This is a genomic window from Streptomyces tendae (assembly GCF_014650435.1).
GTDB classification, from domain to species: Bacteria; Actinomycetota; Actinomycetes; order Streptomycetales; family Streptomycetaceae; genus Streptomyces; species Streptomyces tendae.
This window is the reverse complement of record NZ_BMUY01000011.1, coordinates 268,211-287,290: the sequence shown is the minus strand read 5'-3', so window position 1 is coordinate 287,290 and position 19,080 is coordinate 268,211. Positions and strand designations below refer to the sequence as shown.

Sequence of the window (19,080 nt, the reverse complement as noted above, 5' to 3'; positions counted from 1 at the left end):
CACACGTCATGGGTCACCGGGACCGCCGGGCGGCGGCGCGCAGGCCGTGGTACCAGCCGAGCGCCCGCCGCTCGACCAACTGGAAGAGGACCGACAGCACGAAGCCGAGCAGACCGAGCAGCAGGATGCCGGTCCACATGTCGGGGATCGCGAAGGAACGCTGGAACTGCACGATGGTGAAGCCCAGACCGTTGCTGGCGGCGAACATCTCGCTGATCACCATGAGGATGATGCCGACGGACAGCGCCTGGCGCAGCCCCGCGAAGATCTGCGGGCTCGCCGAGGGCAGCACCACGTGCCGCAGCCGCGCCACGCCCGTGATGCCGTAGGAGCGGGCCGTCTCGGCCGTCACCGCGTCCACCGCCCGCACCCCCTCGACCGTGTTGAGCAGCACCGGCCAGACACATCCGCTGGCGATGACGACGACCTTCATCGTGTCGCCGATGCCCGCGAACAGCATGATCACCGGCACCAGCACCGGCGGCGGCACCGCGCGCAGGAACTCCAGCACCGGCTCGCACACCGCCCGCACCCGCCGGTGGGAGCCGATCACCGTGCCGAGCGCGACACCGACCACGGTCGCGAGCGCGTAACCGGCGGCGAGCCGGAGCACGCTGGGCAGCACGTCACCGCGCCACCGCTCGCCGGTCCACACGTCGGGGAAGGCCGACACGATCGTCCGGAGCGGCGGCCAGTACACGTCCTCGCTGCCCGACGAGGAGACCCACCAGACGGCCACGAGGACCACCGGCAGGGCGAGCACGAGCACCAGGCGCAGCAGCAGGCGTCTCACACCGCCACCTCCCCGCGCACCGACTGGTGCCAGGCCAGCGCCCGCCGCTCCACCGACCGCGCGCCGACGTTGATCAGCAGGCCCAGCAGACCGGTGACGACGATCAGCGCGTACATCTCCGGCACGGCCTGCGAGGTCTGCGCCACCGCGATCCGGGCACCGAGCCCCGGCGCCCCGACGACCAGCTCGGCGGTGACTGCGAGGATCAGCGCCACCGCCGCCGCCAGCCGCACCCCTGTCATGACGTACGGCAGCGCGGTCGGCCACAGCACGTACCGGATCCGCGCCCAGGTGCCCAGGCCGTACGAGCGTGCCGTCTCCTCGGCGACGGGGTCGACGTCCCGCATGCCGTACAGGACCTGGATCAGCACCTGCCAGAAGGCCGCGTACACGACCAGGAGCAGCACCGACCGCAGCTCGGTGCCGAACAGCAGCACCGCCAGCGGGATCAGCGCGACCGACGGGATCGGGCGCAGGAACTCGATCGTGGACGCCGTCGCCTCGCGCAGGTACGGCACCACGGACAGCAGTACGCCCACCACGATCCCCGCGCCGACCGCCACGGCCAGGCCGAGCGCCCAGCCGGTCAGGGTGTCGCCCATCGCGGTCCAGAAGGCGCCGTCCGCGACCTCCGTGCCGAGTGCGTCGGCGATGCGGCTGGTGGGCGGGAAGTACTCCTCCTCGACCAGGCCCAGCCGCGGCACCGCCTCGCCCAGGGCGAGGAAGGCCGCGAGCCCGGCCGCGCCCAGAGCGGCGTTCTCGCCCCTCACGGCAGCAGCTCGTCCAGGTCCGGCGCCCGCTTGAACAGGCCGTCGGCCTCGCCGAGCCGCGCCAGCTCCTCGACACCCGCGCGGTTGGGCTCGGCCGGCCACTTCGGCAGCGTCACCTTCGCCAGCACGTCCGCCGGGATCTTCGTGTACGTGGTGACGATCTCCCGGACCTCGTCGGGGTGCGCGTCGGCGTACGCGAGGGACTCGGCGGTGGCCGCCTGGAACTTCTTCACCACCCCCGGCTGCTCCTTCGCGTACTTGGCCGAGGTGAAGTACATGGCGACGGTGAGGTCGGGCGCCACGTCGATCATGGGGGAGGCGATCTCCCGGCCTCCTTGACTCTTGATCGTGGCCAGCGCCGGCTCCACCACCATCGCCGCGTCGATCCGTCCGGCGTCGAGCGCGGCCGGCATCTGGTCGAAGGCCAGCTCCACCAGCTCCACCTCGTCGGGATCGCCGCCCGCCTTGCGCACCGAGGCCCGCACCGCGGTCTCGTTGATGTTCTTCAGCGTGTTGATGGCGACCTTCTTGCCCGCCAGCTCCTTCGGCGACCGGATCGGGCTGTCCCCCTTCACGGTGAGCGCCTCGAAGTCCTTGCCCACCTCACCGGTCGAGGCGATGCCGTTGGCCACCGCCTTCACCGGCACGTCGTTCGACTGGGCGATCAGCAGGGACGTCATGTTGCTGAAGCCGAACATCTCCCAAAGTAACTGCTGTTCTGGCAGTCTGGCTCCGTGCCCAGAAGCCTGCAGACCGCCACCGACACCGCCGCGCGCCGCGTCATCCGCTGCTTCGCGTACGCCCGCATCAGCGAGGACCGCGAAGGCGCCCACCTCGCCACCGAGCGCCAGCTCGACGACATGCGCCAGCTCGCCGAGCAGCTCTCCACCCCTGCCGTCGAGTACCGCATCGTCAAGGTCTTCGAGGACAACGACCTCAGCGCGTACTCCGGCAAGCCGCGGCCCGACTACAAGGACATGCTCACCCGGCTCCGCAACGGCGAAGCGGACTGCGTCCTCGCCTGGCACACCGACCGCCTCCACCGCTCCCCGGTCGAGCTGGAGGAGTACATCGACGTATGCTCCCCCCGCACCATCGACACCCGCACCGTGAAGGCCGGCCACCTCGACCTGTCCACCGCGACCGGCCGGATGATCGCCCGGCAGCTCGGCGTCCAGGCCCGCTACGAGGTTGAGCGGATGATCGAACGCTCGAAGCGGGCCCGCGACCAGAAGGCGTCGCACGGCGAGTACAGCGGCGGCCCCCGTCCGTTCGGCTACGAGGCCGACGGCGTCACCCCGCGCACGCTCGAATGCCCGCGCTGCCACCAGGAGGGCCCGGACGGGTTCACCATGCGGCGCACGTGCGAGGAGTGCGAGGCAGCCGGCAGGTTCACCCGTGACCTGGTGTGCCAGGCCTGTGACGCGCGGGACGCGCTCCGGGTGGACTTCGTCTGTGACCAGTGCCGGGTGCCCGCGGAGTTCGCCGAGGGGTCCGAGGCTTCTGCCGTCCACCCGGCGCTGGAGGCCGTGGTGGTCGGCGCATCGCTGAGTGGCACGGCCAGAGGATGGGCGGGCCAAGGCTTCGTCTCCAGCCGCGGCAAGGCACCCGACGTCAACCAGGTGCGGACGATCCTCATGCGGCCCCGGAACGCCGGCCTGCTCCAGCACCGGGGCCAGATCGCGGGCCGAGGCGGCTGGATGGCGCTGACCGACGAGGGGACGTGGCGCAGCGCCATGGCGGTCCTCGAGGACCCGAGCCGGTACACGTCCGGGTCGAACGTGCGGAAGTACCTCGGCAGCAACATCTACGAGTGCGGCGAGTGCGGCACGGCGAAGCTCACCGGATTCCCCCGCCCGGTGTCGCGGAAGAAGAAGACGGGGAAGCAGCCCGTCGGTCGGGTGGGCGACAAAGAGCCGGCGTACCGGTGCGAGAACGGGTGCGTGGTCCGGGACGGGCAGAGCCTGGACGACTACGTGCTGCTGCACTTCTTCCGGCGGCTGCAGGAGGAGGACGCGGCGGCTCTGTTCGCGCGGCGGAGCGAGCCGGTTGTGGACGTGGCGCAGGTGCGCAAGGACATGCGGCGGGCGCGGGCCAAGCTGGATGAGCTGGCTGCGGCGCTCGGCCGCAACGAGATGGATATGCAGGAGTGGCGGGTCGCGTCGGGGGAGGCGCGGAAGCGGCTGCACGCTGCGGAGGATCAGATGAAGGACGCGGTGGCCGCGAACCCGGTGGCCGAGTTGCTGGCCGCTGACGATCCGGAGCAGGTGTGGAACGACGTGTTCGATCTGTCGCGGCGGCGGGCGGCGGTCGACTACGTGATGCGTGTGCGGGTGGGGAAGGCGCGTCCGGGGCGGCAGCCGGACGGGACGTACTTCGACAAGTCGACGATCCTGATCGACTGGAAGTAGGGCGGCGCCCCCGGACCCATGCCGGGGGCGCCTTGGCCGGGCCGTCGCAGCCTGGGGGGCAGTACGACGGTCGGCCGGTTCAGGGGAGGGTGTGATTCCACCCTTGGCGCACAAGGTTGCCCTGTGCAAGATCCTTACGCGGCGTGTCACTCGAACGTGTGTTTCCTTGTCGAAGGGGTTGCGTCGCATCCAGGAAATGCCCACTTTAACGTGCTGACTTAGGATGATCTTCGTCAGAGCGTTTGTCGAGTGCACCCACCCGAAGACGACGCCTGGCTCTACGAGCACAGCCGCGTCCTCGGCGACCGAATCCGCACCGCGCGCCGTGCTCGACGGATCTCTCAAGAGCAGCTGCACCTCCGCGCCGGCATCAGCCGCAACGTTCTTCAGAAGATCGAATCCGGCCGTCACAACCCGACGTACTTCACGCTGCTGCGGATCGCCCGGGTCCTCGACGTGCCGCTGCGGGATCTGGTCGGCTGACGGCGGCTGCCCGGTGGAGCTTCGGCACGGGCAGCCGCCCCCTTCCGGATGGAAGGCCGACACCAACGGTGTCCCCCTGACTGGCGGCCAGGAGCCTGTGAGCGGCCCGCCCCCGACGGGGGCGCGGAGACGGGCCGCGGGTTCCGCTCCCGGCACGGCCGGCGTGGAATCGTGCCAGAGGCGGAGTCTCAGGTGGTGCTGGTGGCTGCGCAGCCACGACCAGGCATGCACTGGTAGACGTCGACGTCCAGGCGGACGGCGCCTATCTGCCCGGTCGCGCGGCCGGCGGGGGTGCCGCCGCGGGCGAGGGATTCGCCGCAGTGCACGCACGCCCAGCCGGAGTAGACCGGACGGGACAGGGTGGCCGCGTCGGGCAGGGCCGTGCTCACTGGTCCTGGTCCTCATCCTCGTAGGGGGTGAGTTTCCAGATCCGGATGCAGTGGATGCAGGCGTAGTGCACCTTGCCGCCGCTGCCTGCCTCGCTGAGCTGGATGCGCTGCACGTGGTCCTCGACCTGGTTGTGCCACGAGCAGTAGCCCGATGTCGTGGGGGCGTCTGCGGTGGCCATCACAGGGGCCGCTCTGCGAACGGGACCAGGTCGTGCTTGTTGATGCAGGGCTGGCAGGCTCGGCGGACGCCGCCGGGCCCGGAGCCCTGCTCGTCGACCTGGATGACGCGGACGCCGTCGGCGATGTCCTTGTGCCAGGCGCACCAGCCAATGGCGCGTAGCCCGTCTCCGGTCTCGGCGGTTGCGCTCATGCTGCGTTCCCCCTCTGCAAGGCGTCGGCCAGGCGCAGCGCGACGTCGGCCCGGACCCGGCCCAGATCGACCAGAGCGAGGCTCGGCGACGCGGCGTCCACGCCGAGCGAGGGCAGGACGATGCCGGCGCCGTCGAGGGCTGCACGGAGGGACTCGACGGCCATGAAGGGGTCGACGTCGGTCGACTGCGTGTTGGCCATATCGGGACGTTAAGAGCGGCCGACCGGCGGGCACCATCGAGGTTGCGCAGAGTTGCAAGGCCACTTCGCGAGATTGCGCGTTGTTGCGGATCTGAGGCCACTGAACACGGGGCAGGCGGCGGCCGGCTGGTAGAGGCTGGGGGCATCCACCACCACGGCGAAGGGGAGAGACATGGCACGCCGACTGCGGTTCAACGGCACCGGCAGCGGAGTCAACGGCTGCCCATCCATCCACGAAGACCTGGACTCCGGTGACGTCATCGTCCACGGGCCGCCGCTGACCGGGCAGGAGGACATCGCCAAGCTGCGGCATCTCGGGCCGGGCGAGGTGCCCATCGTCGTCCCCCGCACGCTGCTCATTGACTTCGGGCCGAAGGACACCGGTCGAGAGCCCGACATCATCAGCCTCGACGAGTTCGACCGGCTGTTCACCGTGTTCGAGCACACGGCCTGGCGGCTGGAGACGCGCAGTCGGTACGCCTCCGACGAGACGGCCCCCACCTACGCGCAGTTCACCCGCGGTGAGCCCGTCGACTGGTCCGGTGCGGACCTGGAGTGGTGCGCCGAGCGGCGCGAACAGGCCGCGCTGGGGAAGAAGTTCGAACGCGTCCGCGTCATCGATCAGCCGCCCACCACGGGGCAGCTCTACCTCCTGGAGAACGCGCGCCGTAACAGCTCTGTGGGCGAGGCCATCCATAACCTTGACCGTGCGACCGCCGACGGGCTTGGCCTGCCCGAAGAGGACTTCTGGATCTTTGACTCCAGGCTCGTCGCCCTGCTCAACTTCGACGATGCCGACAACCTGATCAACGTCGAGCTGATCAGGGAACCGGCCGCCGTCCTGCGGTACGCCATGGCCCGCGACGCGGCGATGCACCACGCCGTCCCGTACACCGAGTACGCGGAGCGGCTGCCAGCAGCACAGTAGACAAGGGGTACCGGTGAGCACGGACTACCAGCAGGCGCGCGAAGCTCTCGGGATACGCCTCCGAGAACTCCGGCTCTCCGCGCCCGGCGGCCGTCTCACCGGTGCCCAGCTCGCCGAGCAGCACGGCTGGAACAAGTCGAAGGTCTCCCGCCTGGAAAACGGCCGGCAGACCCCCACACCCGACGACCTGCGCCGGTGGGCGGACGGCACCGGGCAGCCGGACGCCTATGACGAACTCGTGGCCCGGCTGCGGGGCTTCGAGTCGCACATCCGGTCGTGGCGGCGGCAGCTGGCCTCCGGGCACAAGGCGGTGCAGGACACCCACCTGAGCGCCCACACGGACGCCAGCCTGTTCCGCGGCTGGGAGACCTCCATGGTCTTCGGGATCCTCCAGACCGCGGACTACGCGCGGTCGATCTTCACCCGGTACGCGGAACTCCAGCGCAGTCCGCGCGACACCGAGGCTGCCGTGCGGTCCCGGATCCAGCGGCAGGAGGCGCTCTACGACTCGTCGAAGCGGTTCCATCTCCTGCTGTGGGAGCCTGCGTTGCGCGCGCTCGTGTGCCCGCCCGCAGTGCTGGCCGCTCAACTCGACCGGCTGGCCGGCGTCGTCGGGCTGGATACCGTGGAGCTGGGGATCGTCCCGCTGTCGGCGTCGGTGAAGATCCCCCCGGCCACCGCGTTCTGGGTGTACGACGACCAGCAGGTCATCGTGGAGAACTGGCACGCGGAGCTGTGGATCGACGACCCGGCCAGCGTGGCCACGTACCTGCGGACGTGGGAGACGCTGCGGGAGTCCGCGGTGTACGGGGCCGACGCGCAGAACGCGATCGGCCGCGCGCGGCGGGCGCTCAACCCCCGGGCATGACGAAACGGCCCCCACCGCCCGCCGGGGGCGATGAGGGCCAAGCTTCACGGGTACTGCCTGCGAGACGGATCCAAGGCCAGCGCGAGCGGGCTCGTCGGCGCCTGCGAGCCGTCGTCTTCCGGTGCGCTATCCCGGCGGCAGACCAGCGCATCAGGGTCGTCGGCCGGCGGCTGGAGGCTGTACCCCGTCGGGCAGTTCGGTCCGGCCGGGCCCGGCTCGCCGCGCGGCCCCTGCTCACCCTGCGGTCCGGCCGGCCCCGCAGGCCCTGCCGGTCCAGCCGGGCCGGGCTCGCCCTGCGGTCCCTGCACGCCGTCCGTGCCGTCGGCCCCGGCCGCACCAGGCTCGCCGGCCTCGCCCGGTGCTCCGTCCGTACCGTCCTCGCCCGGCGAGCCGTCCTCACCGGCAGGCCCAGGCGAGCCGTTCCGGCCCGGACGGCCAGGGTCACCCTTCGGCCCCGGGATCGGCACCGGCACCTCCGCCCGCGCAGGCAGATCGTCCACCGCCACAGCCGGGTCCGGCGCGGCCGGTGTCTTCCCCTCGTCCTTGACCTGCTGGCGCAGCACCCGCACGTCCCCGGCCAACGTCGACACGGCGTCGCCGCGGCGGTCCGCCTCCGACGCCAGCTGATCCGCACGGCGGGCCTCCGCGTCGATCCGCAGCCACACCAGAACGACCGCGCCGGCCAGCACGAGCAGCACCGCCGCGACTGCGAGGGACCGCCACCGCTGCGCGAGGACGGGCTGACCATGACGACTCACGTGGGCTGTCCCCCTAGTTCGATGATCCGCTCACGCAGCCGGGCGTTCTCATTGGTGAGTTCCGCGATCCGCGCGTGCAGCTCCGCTTTGTCGGCGCGTTCTCTGGTGAGTTCGGCGTACGCCGCAGTCAAGAGGCGGTCGTTCTCGGCGACCTTTGCCTGCAGCGTGTTCCGTTCCTCCTGGAGGTTGTCGACGAGCGTTGAGTAGCCGCCGAGGACGGCGCCGGACTGTGAGGCGGCATTGGCGCCGCGATGCCCGTACAGAGCGGCGGCGGCCACCGCGAGCCCGACGACGATGGTTCCGACAGCGCCGAGCGTCGCAGCGTCCACAGGCGTCCTCCGATGGTGCGCGGTGGGGGGTGGTGCGCGAAGGGGCGGTGAGCGGCCGACTGCCGCCCACCGCGCCCCACATCAGACGCCCTTGGCCAGGCTCGCGGAGTTCTTGGTGCCGAACGCGCGGGCCAGCATCCCCTTGAGCAGGGACCCGGCAGCCGCGATTCCGGCCGCGGCCATGGTCTGCCAGAAGCTGGCGTGGAACATGTCGGCCGGGCCGGCCGCGATGGCTACGCCGCCAGCGGCGACGACGGCCGTGGACAGGGTCCGCTCGGCGAGGTCGCGGGCGTAGGAGGTGGCGGTCTTTACGACGGTCTCGCCGTCGAAGTGCAGCTCGGGCATGGGTCAGGACTCCTTCTTGGCGAGCGCGTCGACGGCCTTGCGGAGGGCCCGCAGCTCATCGAGGGCCGTGTTCAGGGTGTTGAGGATGGTCTGCGCGTAGCTGGACAGCGTCCACTTCGGGTTCTTCGCCTTGTCCGGCGCGCTCTTGGGTGCCGGGATGTTGTCCCGGTGGAGTACGGCGTCGCCGATCTGGGCCTGGCTGTATCCCGCCATGGGGTCCTCCTTGCTCGGGGTGGTGCCGGGGGTGCTGGGTTTCCAGTCGTCGCTGGAGGGGCCGTCGAGGCGGTCGCTGATCCGGGCGCGCATCGACGCCATCGTGAACCCGCGCGGGTCGACCTTCCCCGGCTGCCACTCCAGGTGCCCGATCACCGAGCGCTCGTCCCAGCCGTGATGCCGACACAGCGCGGCGGCCGCTCGCTCGATCGCCTCCAGCTGCACGGCCGGCCACGGGTCTTCGCCGTCGCCGAGGTTCTCGCACTCGAAGCCGTAGAAGTGTCGGTTGCCGTCGGTGTTCGCCTCGTTGTCGGCGGGCAGCGCCTTCTCCGCGATGACCGCCTGGAGGACGTCGTCGTCGCCGAGGCCCGCGTGGTTGGCCCGGCCGTAGCCGACCAGGTGGACGCGGCCGTCCTTGGTGATGACGCCGTGGCACAGGGGGCCGGGCAGGTTGGCGTATCCGTGCTGGCAGATGGAGACGGTGTTGGCGCTGCCCTTGGTCACGGTGTGGTGGATCATCACGCCGTGCACGGGGCCCCAGGCGCCCTTGTGGTTGCGGTTGTGGTCGCGCCAGTCGCCGACCTCGACGACGGTCAGGCCCTCGTCGCGCAGCGCCTTGACGAACGCGGACGCGGACATGGGTGTGGCCATGGGGCCTCCAGAGATGAGGAAAGCCCCGGGCCAGGACGGCGCGGGGCAGCAGTAGGGGGCGGTCAGGGGGCGGCCTCGTAGCTGCCCCAGAACCGCAGCGAGGAGCCGTTGTCCCACGACCACGGGGTGGACGCGTCGATCAGGCCGGCGCCCGACACGGTGCTGATGGCGTTGATGTTGCCGCCGGACATCTCGAACTCGAACGTCTGCGTGGTCGTCAGTCGGATACGGATCGGCTGCCGGGTGCCCGCGCCGCTCCCGTACCCGGACGGGGCGCCGCTCCGCGAGATCTCCCCCGACCCACAGCCGTTGGATGTCGCCGCGGCGGGGACCGGCGTGGAAAGCCTCCAGTTGTCCGTGCCCGACCCGAAGGTGGTGGTCGACCCGAAGACGATGTCGACCTGGTAATGGATGGTGAGCGCGGATTGCGCCCACCGAGCGGTGATCGCCGCGTTCCCGAAGGACGGCGTCGAGGCGCCTGACGTCGTCCAGACCGGCGTCCAGTCCTGCCACGTCGGCGAGATCGAAGCTAGACGGGACGCCGTCACCGTCATCCCCGGCTGCCAAGGCTCAAACGGCACAGAATCCTCCTACAGGGCGAGTCGCATCGGATTGACCAGCCGCACATCCGTCCCGGCGGTCTGGGCCTTGACGACCCCGTTGACGGACCGGGTCACACCGAACCGCTGCGGACCCACCGCCACGTTGTCGACGATCACCAGCGGCGAGACGTTCGTGTTCGACGTCGACGCGTACGTCCGCACACCCACCGCGCCGGCCGCCGTGATGCTCGTGTCGACGGCCGTCACGTGCCAGTCCGCAGGCTCCACATCAGGCAGGACCCACGCCTTCGCGCGGAGCGTGCTGCCAAGCACCTGGAACCGCAGCCGGTACGACTTCCCCGCCACGAACGGCAGCAGCACCGGAGACGTGGCCAGCGCCACCTCCGCGGGCGTGCGCCTGCGAAGCGTCAACTCCACCCAGCCGTTGGTCTGGAAGAACAGCCGGGCGAAGTAGAAGATGCCGGCCGCCACGTCACCGCGGGCCAGGTAGTAGGTGTAGATGCCGTCCCCGGTCGGGGTGGAGGGCAGCCGCACGGACACCATCATGTCGACGTCCGCGAGGGCCAGCGCGTTGAGCGAGGTGACCCGGTAGACGTTCTTCGTGCTGATGGTGTGCTGCGCGACGCCGCCCCCGACCTCGAAGTCGGCGGCGGTCCCGCCGGTTGCCGTCCACGCCTGCCCGGTCTCGGCCGTGCCCCAGCCGCCTGCCACGGTCCGGTCGAAGCGGTCCAGGACGGTCGGCGTGACGGAGTCGACGGTGACCACCTCCCCGCCCGCGCGCACGTCGAACGGGAAGTCCGCGAGCTTCGCGCCGTCGGTCTGCGGGCGCAGCGTGAGCTGGTGGGCCCACAGCACGTCCGTGGCCGGCGGGAAGTCGGCGACCGTCGGCGCCAAGTTCGCCGTGGCCGCCCCGGCTGGGGCCGTCGCGGTCATCTCGAACCAGGTCCACGTCAGGGCGTTGACCGGCTGGTCGTTCGCGGACGTCGCCAGGTATCCGGCGGTGGCGTCGAACCAGTTCATGTTCAGGGCGACCGAGCGGGCGGTGGCGCAGCGCAGCCACCCGGACAGCGTGTACTGCTTCCCGGGCGTGATCGGGATCTGACTGCTTCCCGCGTTCGGGTACTGCTCGATGCCGTTCGGCGTGAGCTTCATCGCCCACGCCCCGGCGAACGGAGCTGGTGGCGCCTCCACCCGTTCGATCGTCGCCCCAAAGCCGGTCCACCCGTCCAGGTCCTTCTCGAAGCGGGGGTTCGGGTTGAGAACGCCGCCCCCGGAGATCCACCACGGCCCAGCCGTGACGGTCACCGGCAGGACCGTGTCGTCGGCGTCGACCGCGGCTGCCAGCTGCGAGCCGTCCGTGTCGACCTTGCCGAGGGCCGCGTCATCGGTCGCGCCGACCTGCCACGGCCCCGCCGGTACGCAGTCGTACGTGATGGACCACGTGCGGGGCAGCAGGGTTTCCTTCAGCCCCATGACCATCAGGTCCACGTCGTCCGGCGCCACCCACGTCGGCATGTTGATCAGCCGGATTACGTCGCCCTCACGCAGCTTCAGCACGGCCGGGATCAGCTCCGGGTGCCGGTGCAGGTTGATCGTGACGGCCGGATACCTGGGCTCGTCCCACGTGCCCAGGTGCAGCTCCCAGTACGCCTTGCCCACGGTCTGCTCGTCCGTGTCCAGCGACAGGGTGACGGAGTCGTCGTAGACGCCGACGCCGTCCGGCGGGTCGAGCACCGAGAGGGGGCCCGAAGCGAGGACGACGCGCGCCGACCCGCCCTGGTCGCGGGTGACGGTCACGTCGTTGCGGACGCTGGTGTCGTCGTCGACCGGATCCAGTGGCGCGGCAACCTGCCCCTGCGCGTAGTCGAGGACCAGGGCGGGCTCTTGCGAGTACAGCGTCGCCCGGGGCCGGTACAGCAGCCGGAGCTTGGTCTGGTCCTCGGTGAGCAGACCGCCGTCCGCGTCGGCCACCGTCCGCACCAGGTCGAGGGCCGGTGACAGCTTCTGGTAGCCGACCGGATCGGTTGCCGCGGGCGGACCGGTCAGAGTGACGGGGATGCCCTGCTCGTCGCCGATACGCAGCATCCGGGCCCCGGCCGTCTCGCCGGACCAGGCGTTGAGGGCGTTGTCGTAGCCGTCGGGGTCGAAGCTGTCCCAGGCCGAGATGTGGCCGATGGCCAGGCCCTGCAAGTTCGCGGAGAAGCCGCCGGGTGGGGAGGACACGCCGGTTGGCCGGCCGGTGACGCCCGACAGGGTGTTCTCGTAGAACCCGGCGTCACCGTTGATGTCAGACCAGACCATGACGTAGCGAACGGTGCTGCCTTGCTGCTCGACAGCGAACCTGGCCTTGATCCACTTGCCGAAGATGTCGGTGCTCGTCGCGATGGTGCGGTCGACGACCGTGGCGCCCTCGCGGTCGAGCCCGAGGATGCGGGAGTCGGCCGGGCCGAACTGCAGATACCAGTCCCTGACCGTGCCCGTGCTGCGCACCAGCATGAACGTCTGCCGCGTGGCCGGCGTCTGCGGCATGTGGTACGTCCAGATCACGGACCAGGCCGGCAGGTTCGCCCACGAGTAGTTGCGGACCATGCCCGACAGGTGCGACAGGGCCCCGGACTGGGATCCGACCGCGGGCAGCGGCGCCGAGGACGGCAGGCTGCTGTCGGCGGCCCAGTTCGCCTGGCTGAAGGACAGTGGGTCGATCCCGGCGACCGGCGAGTACGCCGTCGTCGCCTGCTGACCCTCCTCCATCGGCCAGTACGCCATCGGCTCGAAGGAAGGGATACGCCTGCGCAGAGCACTGTCCACGGGCTTCGTGCCGCGCCCCAGACGCCGCAGGACGCCAGCAGCCTGGACCGGCACCCACATGTCCGCTTCGGACGGCACCCACTTCTGCGGCCACTCGCTGATCTCGCCGATGAACCGGTCGATCCGGTCGCGGATCTCGGCCGTGCCCGTCAGCGTCCACGCGCGGCCCGCCGCGTCGGTGAACCCGGCCGCCCCTGCGGCCTGCCCTCGGAAGTCCGGCGAGGCCACCACGGTGTCGCCAGCGCCCCGGACCTCGGCCCGGTAGACGCGGCCGGCCACGGGCGGGCGTGCCGGGTCGGAGTCGTACTGGCTTGGCGCGATCAGGAGCGGCGCCGTGCCCACGAACAGGCCGGTGGTCAGCGGTGAGGCCAGGTCGACGTCGGTGCCGATCTGCGTCCACGGCCCGTCCATCGTCTCGGCCCAGTAGTGGCGGACGGTGAGACCGCCGGTCAGGGTGACGCGGACGGCGGCACGGCGGGGCAGCGCAGGCAGGACCCAGCCCTGGAAGGGACCCGACGTGCCATCGCGGCCGCCGTGGAAGAACAGCAGCCCGCGTTCCAGGCGCATGCAGTAGGAGCGCTGGCCCGGCTCGGTCGACCACTTGCCGATGAGGACCTGGCCCGCGGTGGCGTACCAGTCGGTTTCGCCCTCCCACCGCAGGTCGAGGTCCATGGTGAGGTCGAGCGCGGCCGCATCCGGCGTCGACGCGTAGGACGACGGGTCGCCGTCCAGCTCGAGGTAGGACTCCTCCCCGGGCAAGGACAGCCGGACCCTCGTGTTGCGGCCGATGAGTCCGTAGTACGGGCTCATCGGGTTGCGGTTGCTGTACTTGCCGGACCTGTTGTTGATCGTCATCGGCACCGACGCAGGATCGGCGACAGCTCCCTCGTTGCGGATGCCCCGCTGATGGGTGATCGGATCCCGGGTGTAGACGTCCTTCGTGATGTCCGTCCACACCCCGTCGAGCAGCAGCTCGGTCCGCAGCCCAAGCGGGTCCTCCGGGAACGCCACCGTCTACCTCCTGTTGCCGAGGACGACCTGAACGTCGCCGCCCCTGATGCCGACCTGATTGCGGATGAGGCCGAGGATCTGATCGCTGAGCGCGTCACCAGCCCTCAGCGTCGCCGTCTGAGGCGAGCTGCTGCCGCCGCTGGCTCCGCTCATGACCGAGCTGACGGAACCGGCGTACGACGCGGAAGCCGTCGGGGTGGACACGAGGTTCGCCATCGTCCGGTCGACCTCGCCCTGCGTCGACTCGATACCGGCGACGATGCCCCGCGGGATCCACCGGCCGACCTGCTTCGCCATCACCTTCGACGGGCTGGCGATGCCAAGAGCCTTCGCGATCGGGCCCGGGATGATGCTCTTGGCCCAGCCGATCAGGGTCGACTTCAGCCAGCCACCCATGGACTTGATGCCGTTCCACAGGCCGCGGACGACATCGGCGCCCTTGCTGTAGAGCAGCGACGACAGGGACCCGATTGCGCCTGAGATCCGGCCGGGCAGGCCGGACACCCACGAGATCATAGAGATGACCTTGGCGGCAGCAGCGTCCCGGAACCGCTGGAAGTAGCGGGTCGCCGCGTTCCAGAGCGTCGACGACAGCCCGGAGATCGCACGGCCGACGCGGCCCGGGAGGCCAGACAGCCACGCGACGAGCTCCAAAGACTTGCGGACGGCCCAGTCCTTGGCCTGTCCGAACCACGTGCTGATCTGCCCCGGGATGGAGCCGAGCCAGCCGATCGCTGCGAGGATCCCGTCCTTCGCGGCGACGAGCTTGGCGACCACCCAGTCCCAGGCCGTGAGCGTGGCCGACTTGATCTGATCCCAGTACGTGACGACGAGCAGCACCAGGCCCACCAGAGCCAGCGCGATCCCGCCGATGATCCAGAACATCGGGTTGGCCAGCATCGCCGAGTTCATCGCCCACACACCCAGCGCCGCCAGCGAGAACGCGGCCCCCAGCGCGGTCACCCCGGCAGCTGCGGGGATGAACACGTCAGAGTGCTCCTGGACGAAGCCGAACACCTTCTCCAGCGGCGGGATGACCTTCGTGCCCAAGAACTCCACGAGGCTCTGCTGCAGCGTGTTCTTGAACGCCTGGACCTTCGCCCCGGCGTTGTCGCGGAGGCTGCTGCCGAGCTTGTCGGCGGCACCCTCCGCGCCACCCATGGCCTTCGCCGCCTCGTGCAGGTTCAGCTTGAAGAAGGCGGCACCCAGATCCTCACCCGGGCCGCCGAACAGGTCTTGAATCGCGACCTTCGCGACGTCCGACTCCGGACCAAGCTCCACGATCGCATCGTGGATCTTCGCCATCGCAGCCTCGCCGCGCGTTCCGCCCGCAGACAGGTCGGCGATCATCTGGTCGGCGTTCAACCCGACCGACTTCAGTGCGTCGACCTGCGCCTTACCGCCCGAGGTGACGCGGAGCTCCAGCTCCTTGAAGGCGTCAGCAACCTTGTCGGTGTCCTTCCACCCGGCCTGGATCGCCTGCCGCATCAGCCCGAACGCCGTACGGCCCGACAACCCGCTCTTCGCGAACTGGACGCCGTACTCGTTGATCGTCTCCAGCAGATCCTCGCCCGCCGGGCCCAGACCGGACATCCCCTGAGTAATCAGGTCGAACGCCTCAGCCGAGTTCTTCGCCAGCCCGGTCTTCACCGCGATACCGGCCGCCTGCGCCGCCATCGCGACGTCCACGTCGAACGTCGACGCCAGGTCGGCAGCGTTCGCGGAGATGTCCTTGATCTGTGCGTTCGTCGCCCCCGGCGGCAGCAGGCCCTCTGCGGCGATCGCCCGGATTGTGTCCGCGCCCGTCTGGAAGTCCGCGACGATCGCGTCCTTGAACAACTGGCCGGCGACCTTGCCGTACTGCTGCGCCACCGCTGGTGTCGTCCCCAGCTGCGCGCCGAGACGGGCGGTGATCTGCGACTGGTCGAGTGCCTCCTGGAACCCGGCCATGAGGATCGCGCCGGCAGCGACCCCGGCGCCCGCTGCCGCGAGCTTCAGCCGCCCGGACAGGCGCTGCCCGATGGTCTCCCCGGCCTCGTCGGCGCCCGCGCTGCCGGACGTGGTGAGCCCGTCGCCGAGGGCGTTCCCGGCGTCGTCGCCTGCCTGCCTGGCACCTTGGGTGGCGCCGTCCCGCAGGCCGTCACCGAGTTGCTGGCCCGCGCGTTGGCCGCCGCGGCGTGCGGCGGCCTCAGCATCCAGGGCGGCGGCGGTGACCGCGTCGACGAACTGGCCGCGGATGGTGCGCCACTGTCCGTCGGCGCCGCGGACGAAGCCGCCGCCGAGCCGGGTCCCGGCCTGCTGCCCGGCGTCGTCGGCGTCTCCGGCGAGACGCTGCCCGGAGGCCCGCATCTGGCCTTCGACGCGGCGCAGGGTGGTGGGTACGCCGTCGGCGTTGAGGGTGATGAGGCCGGTAAGTTCGCCGACGGTGAGCGCCACGGTGCTACCTCCTCCGTGTTCGTGGTTGCTTGGGTGGGGGAGGTGCGAAGTGCCGGGAGACGCGGGACTCTGCGGAGACGAGGCCGTAGAGGCGGGTCTGGAACCAGCGCCAGGACCGCTCCCGCAACAGATCGGGAGTGGACAGGTCGAGGCCGTAGGTGTCCTGGAAGTCCGCCTCAACCAGTGGCCACTGCTCCAACAGGTCCGTGCGGGTTACGCGTTTGCCCTGCCGCCGCGCTTGCGACGCTGGCGGGAGCCCGCCTTCGTACCACTCGTAGAGCCCCGTGACCGGGTCCCGTTCGCCGCGGCCGACGCCGAGGGCGCTGACTTCTGCTGCCGACGGGCTGCCCGGTTCGGGGCCAAGAGAGAAGGGTCGCCGCCCGAGGACCAGAACTTGGCGGCTGTCTCCCGGTCGTTGAGGACCCACATCATCGTGGTCATGGCCACGTGCCGGAAGCGGGTCCACTTGACCTGTGCGGCGATCTCGTCGTGCACCGTGCCGAGGACCAGTCGGAACAGGTCCTTCTCCTCGTTGTCGTCGAGGAGTTCCTGATCCGGTTCGGTGCCGTTCAGGTAGAGCTTGGCGGCGGCCTTGGTGATCCGCTCGACGCGGAGGCCGTCCTCTGCGGCGGGAGACGGGATGCGGAAGGTCCGCGTCTGCCCGTCGGTGCACAGGACAGGCAGCTCCAGGTAGTCGTCGAGGAAGTCGCCGAGGGCCTCGAAGGTGGCGGCCATCAGCTCCCTGCCAGCGGGTTGTCGATCGGCGTGCGGGGGCCGTCGCCAGTGAAGGTGATCTCGACCTCTCCCAGGGCGGAGTACTCGCCGCCCGCCGGGGCCCAGGTGGGGATGGCCTTGCCCTCGTACGCCTCCGGGAGCCCGTCGCGGTTCATCCACCGCAGCGGCACGAGGTTGGCCTCGCCGTACTCGTCGGCCGCTACCCGGATCGCCTCGTGCACCGGGTGGTACACCTTCTGGGCCTTGTTGGCCTTGCGACGGATGGTGACCGCCAGCTCCCACGCCTGCGCAGTCTTCGTGTTCCCGGCCCAGCCGCCGCTGTCGTAGTCGCTGGAGTCCTCGATGTTGGGCTCGGCGGATGGCTGGAACTCGCGGACGCCGGGGCACAGCTGCCAGTCCGGGGCCTCGTCCGTGCCCATGTTCACTTCGAGCCGCCACTCGCGCGCCAGCTCGGTCTCGGTGGTCTCGACAGGAGTCGACATCAGGCCCTCCTCAGGGGTTCAGGTGAGGTCCGGTCCGCACGGTCCGGAAGTAGAAATTCGCGACGAGCTCCATGCGGCCGCGTGCGTCCTGGCCAATCCACGCCTGGGACTGGCGCCAGGAGATCTCCACCCACACCCCGCGCAGCAGGTAGCTACGCCGGTTGTGGAGGACGTTGAAGACGTCTTCGGCCAGCTGCACCAGCCCGGCCGCGTCTGTGCCCCAGCGCATGCGCGCCTGGATGCCGGTGACGGAGTCCGTGCTGTCGTCGTCAGCGACGGGGTACGGGGTAAGGCCGAGCACACGGTCGGGGCCGTCCGGGACCTTGCCGAGGACGATGCCCGTCACATCGGCCGGCAGGACCGCGTCCGGGTCGTATCGGCCGATGCCCTCTGCGTCGAGCAGCTCGGCGATGCCCTGGAACAGGTCGGCGTCGTGGCTCATCGCAGGGCCCGCCTCAGCTGAGCGGCGATCAGCGCTTGTACCTGCTGTCGTTCGGCGTTGAGCGGTCTCTCCAGGTACTTCGCGGTTCGACCCGGCGCGTGCCGGTAGTCCAGCTCCTCATGCTGTCGGATCGCGTACGGGGTGTCGTAGGAGACCGCGGCGGTCAGGTCGCCCTCGTCGACGCTGGCCATACCGGAGTTCTGCAGGGGCCCTTCGTCGAGGGGGACGATCTCCTGCGACTCGGCCAGCACGTGCTCGGCGGCGAGGATCAGGCCGCGGGCGGCAGCGGCGCGGAGGTTGCGCTCGACCGCTGCCCCGTTGAAGTCGAGTCGGAAACGCTGCGCCACAGCGGGCCTCCCTACTGGAGTTGGATCTCCACGTGGTCCGGTGTGGGCAGGCCGCCGCCGTCGCGCGGCAGGCAGGCGATGACCTTGGTGATACGGCCGGAGGGGAGCGTCACGCGGGACAGCGGCGGCACCGTCGTGCCCGGCGAGGCGTACGCGGTCGACGAGGAGGTGACCTGCTCGCCGCCCGGCGAGACGACCGCGCGGGTCTGCTCGTCCACGTACGCGCGCGCCTCGACGGGCGGCCCGTACAGGGCGCCGGTGCTGGAGTCCCCCAGGTACTCCTCGATCGTGATGCGGTGGCGCAGCAGCCAGCGCGGCACCGCGCTCACCAGGGCACCGCCACAGCGCCGATCACGAGCTTGTCGTGCAGGTCCGGCGACCGGAGTTCGTCTGCGATCTGCGGGGCGAGCTGCCGCGCCGCCGAGTCGTCTCCGCTGACCGAGGTGACCGAGCGGCCGAGGTTCACCGAGCCGATCGCCACCGACCCATAGCCGACGCCGGCCGCGCCCGTGCTGTCGCCGACCTCGCCCCACCAGAAGACCTGCGCGCACACCGCCCGGCCGACCGCCGCGGCGACATCCGGGTCGGACGGTGCGCCCTGGTCGTCGACGTCGTACCGGCAGTACGCGAGTACGCGGGTGTCGAGCATGAGGGATGCGGACTGCAGCAGCCGGTCGATGTCCGAGGGTGGGGTCTCGCCGGTGTACGTCTGGTAGTCGGCGGCGGTGGCGTAGACCCTGGGCATCGG

The 19,080-nt window shown here is 70.6% G+C and carries 23 protein-coding genes and 1 pseudogene; 4 read left to right on the top strand and 20 right to left on the bottom strand.

Annotated elements, in window-relative coordinates; all coding sequences use genetic code 11:
• Positions 1-13 precede the first annotated feature (13 nt).
• The 3 genes and pseudogenes from IE258_RS28495 to IE258_RS28485 form a co-directional block, all read right to left on the bottom strand.
• On the bottom strand, positions 14-793 hold the full coding sequence (locus tag IE258_RS28495; RefSeq protein WP_189748099.1) for an ABC transporter permease: 780 nt from the start codon (positions 791-793) through the stop codon (positions 14-16).
• On the bottom strand, positions 790-1,563 hold the full coding sequence (locus tag IE258_RS28490) for an ABC transporter permease (RefSeq protein WP_189748097.1): 774 nt from the start codon (positions 1,561-1,563) through the stop codon (positions 790-792). The genes IE258_RS28495 and IE258_RS28490 overlap by 4 nt, the downstream gene beginning before the upstream one ends.
• Positions 1,560-2,258: pseudogene (locus IE258_RS28485) on the bottom strand (ABC transporter substrate-binding protein); the annotation flags it as partial. The gene IE258_RS28490 and the pseudogene IE258_RS28485, both read right to left, overlap by 4 nt.
• 39 nt (positions 2,259-2,297) lie before the next feature.
• Between IE258_RS28485 and IE258_RS28480 the strand changes: the two are divergent.
• Both IE258_RS28480 and IE258_RS28475 read left to right on the top strand, forming a co-directional pair.
• Entirely contained in the window at positions 2,298-3,974 is a 1,677-nt protein-coding gene (locus tag IE258_RS28480; protein WP_229892488.1) for a recombinase family protein, read from the top strand.
• Between the two features lie 249 nt (positions 3,975-4,223).
• Entirely contained in the window at positions 4,224-4,457 is a 234-nt protein-coding gene (locus IE258_RS28475; RefSeq protein WP_189748095.1) for a helix-turn-helix domain-containing protein, read from the top strand.
• 188 nt (positions 4,458-4,645) lie between these two features.
• On the opposite strand, the gene IE258_RS28470 is transcribed toward IE258_RS28475, so the two are convergent.
• From IE258_RS28470 to IE258_RS28455, 4 genes are read right to left on the bottom strand one after another with little or no spacing between them, the layout of a single operon-like run.
• Positions 4,646-4,846, bottom strand: a complete 201-nt coding sequence (locus IE258_RS28470; RefSeq protein WP_189748093.1) for a hypothetical protein — start codon at positions 4,844-4,846, stop codon at positions 4,646-4,648.
• Positions 4,843-5,025, bottom strand: a complete 183-nt coding sequence (locus IE258_RS28465; protein WP_189748091.1) for a hypothetical protein — start codon at positions 5,023-5,025, stop codon at positions 4,843-4,845. Before IE258_RS28465 ends, IE258_RS28470 begins: the two co-directional genes overlap by 4 nt.
• Positions 5,025-5,216, bottom strand: coding sequence for a hypothetical protein (locus IE258_RS28460; RefSeq protein ID WP_189748089.1), 192 nt, complete (start codon positions 5,214-5,216; stop codon positions 5,025-5,027). Before IE258_RS28460 ends, IE258_RS28465 begins: the two co-directional genes overlap by 1 nt.
• Complete coding sequence (locus IE258_RS28455) at positions 5,213-5,416, bottom strand: hypothetical protein (RefSeq protein ID WP_189748087.1); 204 nt, start codon at positions 5,414-5,416, stop codon at positions 5,213-5,215. The genes IE258_RS28460 and IE258_RS28455 overlap by 4 nt, the downstream gene beginning before the upstream one ends.
• Before the next feature lie 172 nt (positions 5,417-5,588).
• Between IE258_RS28455 and IE258_RS28450 the strand changes: the two genes are divergently transcribed.
• Both IE258_RS28450 and IE258_RS28445 read left to right on the top strand, forming a co-directional pair.
• On the top strand, positions 5,589-6,344 hold the full coding sequence (locus IE258_RS28450; RefSeq protein ID WP_189748085.1) for a DUF6879 family protein: 756 nt from the start codon (positions 5,589-5,591) through the stop codon (positions 6,342-6,344).
• Between the two features lie 13 nt (positions 6,345-6,357).
• Positions 6,358-7,212 (top strand): helix-turn-helix domain-containing protein, encoded by an 855-nt coding sequence (locus tag IE258_RS28445; protein WP_189748083.1) that lies wholly within the window; start codon positions 6,358-6,360, stop codon positions 7,210-7,212.
• Between the two features lie 44 nt (positions 7,213-7,256).
• Here IE258_RS28445 and IE258_RS28440 read toward each other — a convergent pair whose 3' ends face one another.
• The 13 genes from IE258_RS28440 to IE258_RS28380 all read right to left on the bottom strand — a co-directional run bounded on the left by IE258_RS28440 (position 7,257) and on the right by IE258_RS28380 (position 19,077).
• Positions 7,257-7,910 (bottom strand): collagen-like domain-containing protein, encoded by a 654-nt coding sequence (locus IE258_RS28440; RefSeq protein WP_229892486.1) that lies wholly within the window; start codon positions 7,908-7,910, stop codon positions 7,257-7,259.
• 56 nt (positions 7,911-7,966) lie between these two features.
• The gene (locus IE258_RS28435; RefSeq protein WP_189748079.1) at positions 7,967-8,299 is read right to left on the bottom strand and encodes a hypothetical protein; all 333 of its coding nucleotides are present in this window, start codon (positions 8,297-8,299) and stop codon (positions 7,967-7,969) included.
• A gap of 81 nt (positions 8,300-8,380) precedes the next feature.
• Positions 8,381-8,644, bottom strand: coding sequence for a hypothetical protein (locus IE258_RS28430; RefSeq protein WP_189748077.1), 264 nt, complete (start codon positions 8,642-8,644; stop codon positions 8,381-8,383).
• 3 nt (positions 8,645-8,647) lie between these two features.
• The gene (locus IE258_RS28425; RefSeq protein WP_229892484.1) at positions 8,648-9,508 is read right to left on the bottom strand and encodes an N-acetylmuramoyl-L-alanine amidase; all 861 of its coding nucleotides are present in this window, start codon (positions 9,506-9,508) and stop codon (positions 8,648-8,650) included.
• A 62-nt stretch (positions 9,509-9,570) separates the two neighbouring features.
• A complete protein-coding gene (locus IE258_RS28420; protein WP_189748075.1) occupies positions 9,571-10,089 on the bottom strand; it encodes a hypothetical protein in 519 nt (172 codons plus the stop codon).
• A 9-nt stretch (positions 10,090-10,098) separates the two neighbouring features.
• Positions 10,099-13,890, bottom strand: coding sequence for a hypothetical protein (locus IE258_RS28415; protein ID WP_189748073.1), 3,792 nt, complete (start codon positions 13,888-13,890; stop codon positions 10,099-10,101).
• Positions 13,891-13,893: 3 nt separating this feature from the next.
• Entirely contained in the window at positions 13,894-16,326 is a 2,433-nt protein-coding gene (locus IE258_RS28410; protein WP_189748071.1) for a phage tail tape measure protein, read from the bottom strand.
• Between the two features lie 213 nt (positions 16,327-16,539).
• Positions 16,540-17,061 carry a DUF7426 family protein gene (locus IE258_RS28405; RefSeq protein ID WP_189748069.1) on the bottom strand — a complete coding sequence of 174 codons (522 nt, stop codon included), beginning with the start codon at positions 17,059-17,061 and terminating at the stop codon, positions 16,540-16,542.
• Entirely contained in the window at positions 17,061-17,543 is a 483-nt protein-coding gene (locus IE258_RS28400; RefSeq protein WP_189748067.1) for a phage tail tube protein, read from the bottom strand. Before IE258_RS28400 ends, IE258_RS28405 begins: the two co-directional genes overlap by 1 nt.
• A gap of 10 nt (positions 17,544-17,553) precedes the next feature.
• Positions 17,554-17,985 (bottom strand): minor capsid protein, encoded by a 432-nt coding sequence (locus tag IE258_RS28395; RefSeq protein WP_189748065.1) that lies wholly within the window; start codon positions 17,983-17,985, stop codon positions 17,554-17,556.
• A complete protein-coding gene (locus IE258_RS28390; RefSeq protein WP_189748063.1) occupies positions 17,982-18,332 on the bottom strand; it encodes a minor capsid protein in 351 nt (116 codons plus the stop codon). Before IE258_RS28390 ends, IE258_RS28395 begins: the two co-directional genes overlap by 4 nt.
• An 11-nt stretch (positions 18,333-18,343) precedes the next feature.
• Entirely contained in the window at positions 18,344-18,661 is a 318-nt protein-coding gene (locus tag IE258_RS28385; protein ID WP_189748061.1) for a hypothetical protein, read from the bottom strand.
• Entirely contained in the window at positions 18,658-19,077 is a 420-nt protein-coding gene (locus tag IE258_RS28380) for a hypothetical protein (RefSeq protein WP_229892482.1), read from the bottom strand. The genes IE258_RS28385 and IE258_RS28380 overlap by 4 nt, the downstream gene beginning before the upstream one ends.
• Positions 19,078-19,080: the final 3 nt, after the last annotated feature.

What these genes read in the sequence shown, in the direction of transcription:
- IE258_RS28400 (WP_189748067.1), bottom strand. Translation starts at nt 17,543, where the DNA reads ATGTCGACTCCTGTCGAGACCACCGAGACCGAGCTGGCGCGCGAGTGG.
- IE258_RS28460 (WP_189748089.1), bottom strand. Translation starts at nt 5,216, where the DNA reads ATGAGCGCAACCGCCGAGACCGGAGACGGGCTACGCGCCATTGGCTGG.
- IE258_RS28405 (WP_189748069.1), bottom strand. Translation starts at nt 17,061, where the DNA reads ATGGCCGCCACCTTCGAGGCCCTCGGCGACTTCCTCGACGACTACCTG.
- IE258_RS28430 (WP_189748077.1), bottom strand. Translation starts at nt 8,644, where the DNA reads ATGCCCGAGCTGCACTTCGACGGCGAGACCGTCGTAAAGACCGCCACC.
- IE258_RS28465 (WP_189748091.1), bottom strand. Translation starts at nt 5,025, where the DNA reads ATGGCCACCGCAGACGCCCCCACGACATCGGGCTACTGCTCGTGGCAC.
- IE258_RS28395 (WP_189748065.1), bottom strand. Translation starts at nt 17,985, where the DNA reads ATGAGCCACGACGCCGACCTGTTCCAGGGCATCGCCGAGCTGCTCGAC.
- IE258_RS28380 (WP_229892482.1), bottom strand. Translation starts at nt 19,077, where the DNA reads ATGCCCAGGGTCTACGCCACCGCCGCCGACTACCAGACGTACACCGGC.
- IE258_RS28450 (WP_189748085.1), top strand. Translation starts at nt 5,589, where the DNA reads ATGGCACGCCGACTGCGGTTCAACGGCACCGGCAGCGGAGTCAACGGC.
- IE258_RS28455 (WP_189748087.1), bottom strand. Translation starts at nt 5,416, where the DNA reads ATGGCCAACACGCAGTCGACCGACGTCGACCCCTTCATGGCCGTCGAG.
- IE258_RS28425 (WP_229892484.1), bottom strand. Translation starts at nt 9,508, where the DNA reads ATGGCCACACCCATGTCCGCGTCCGCGTTCGTCAAGGCGCTGCGCGAC.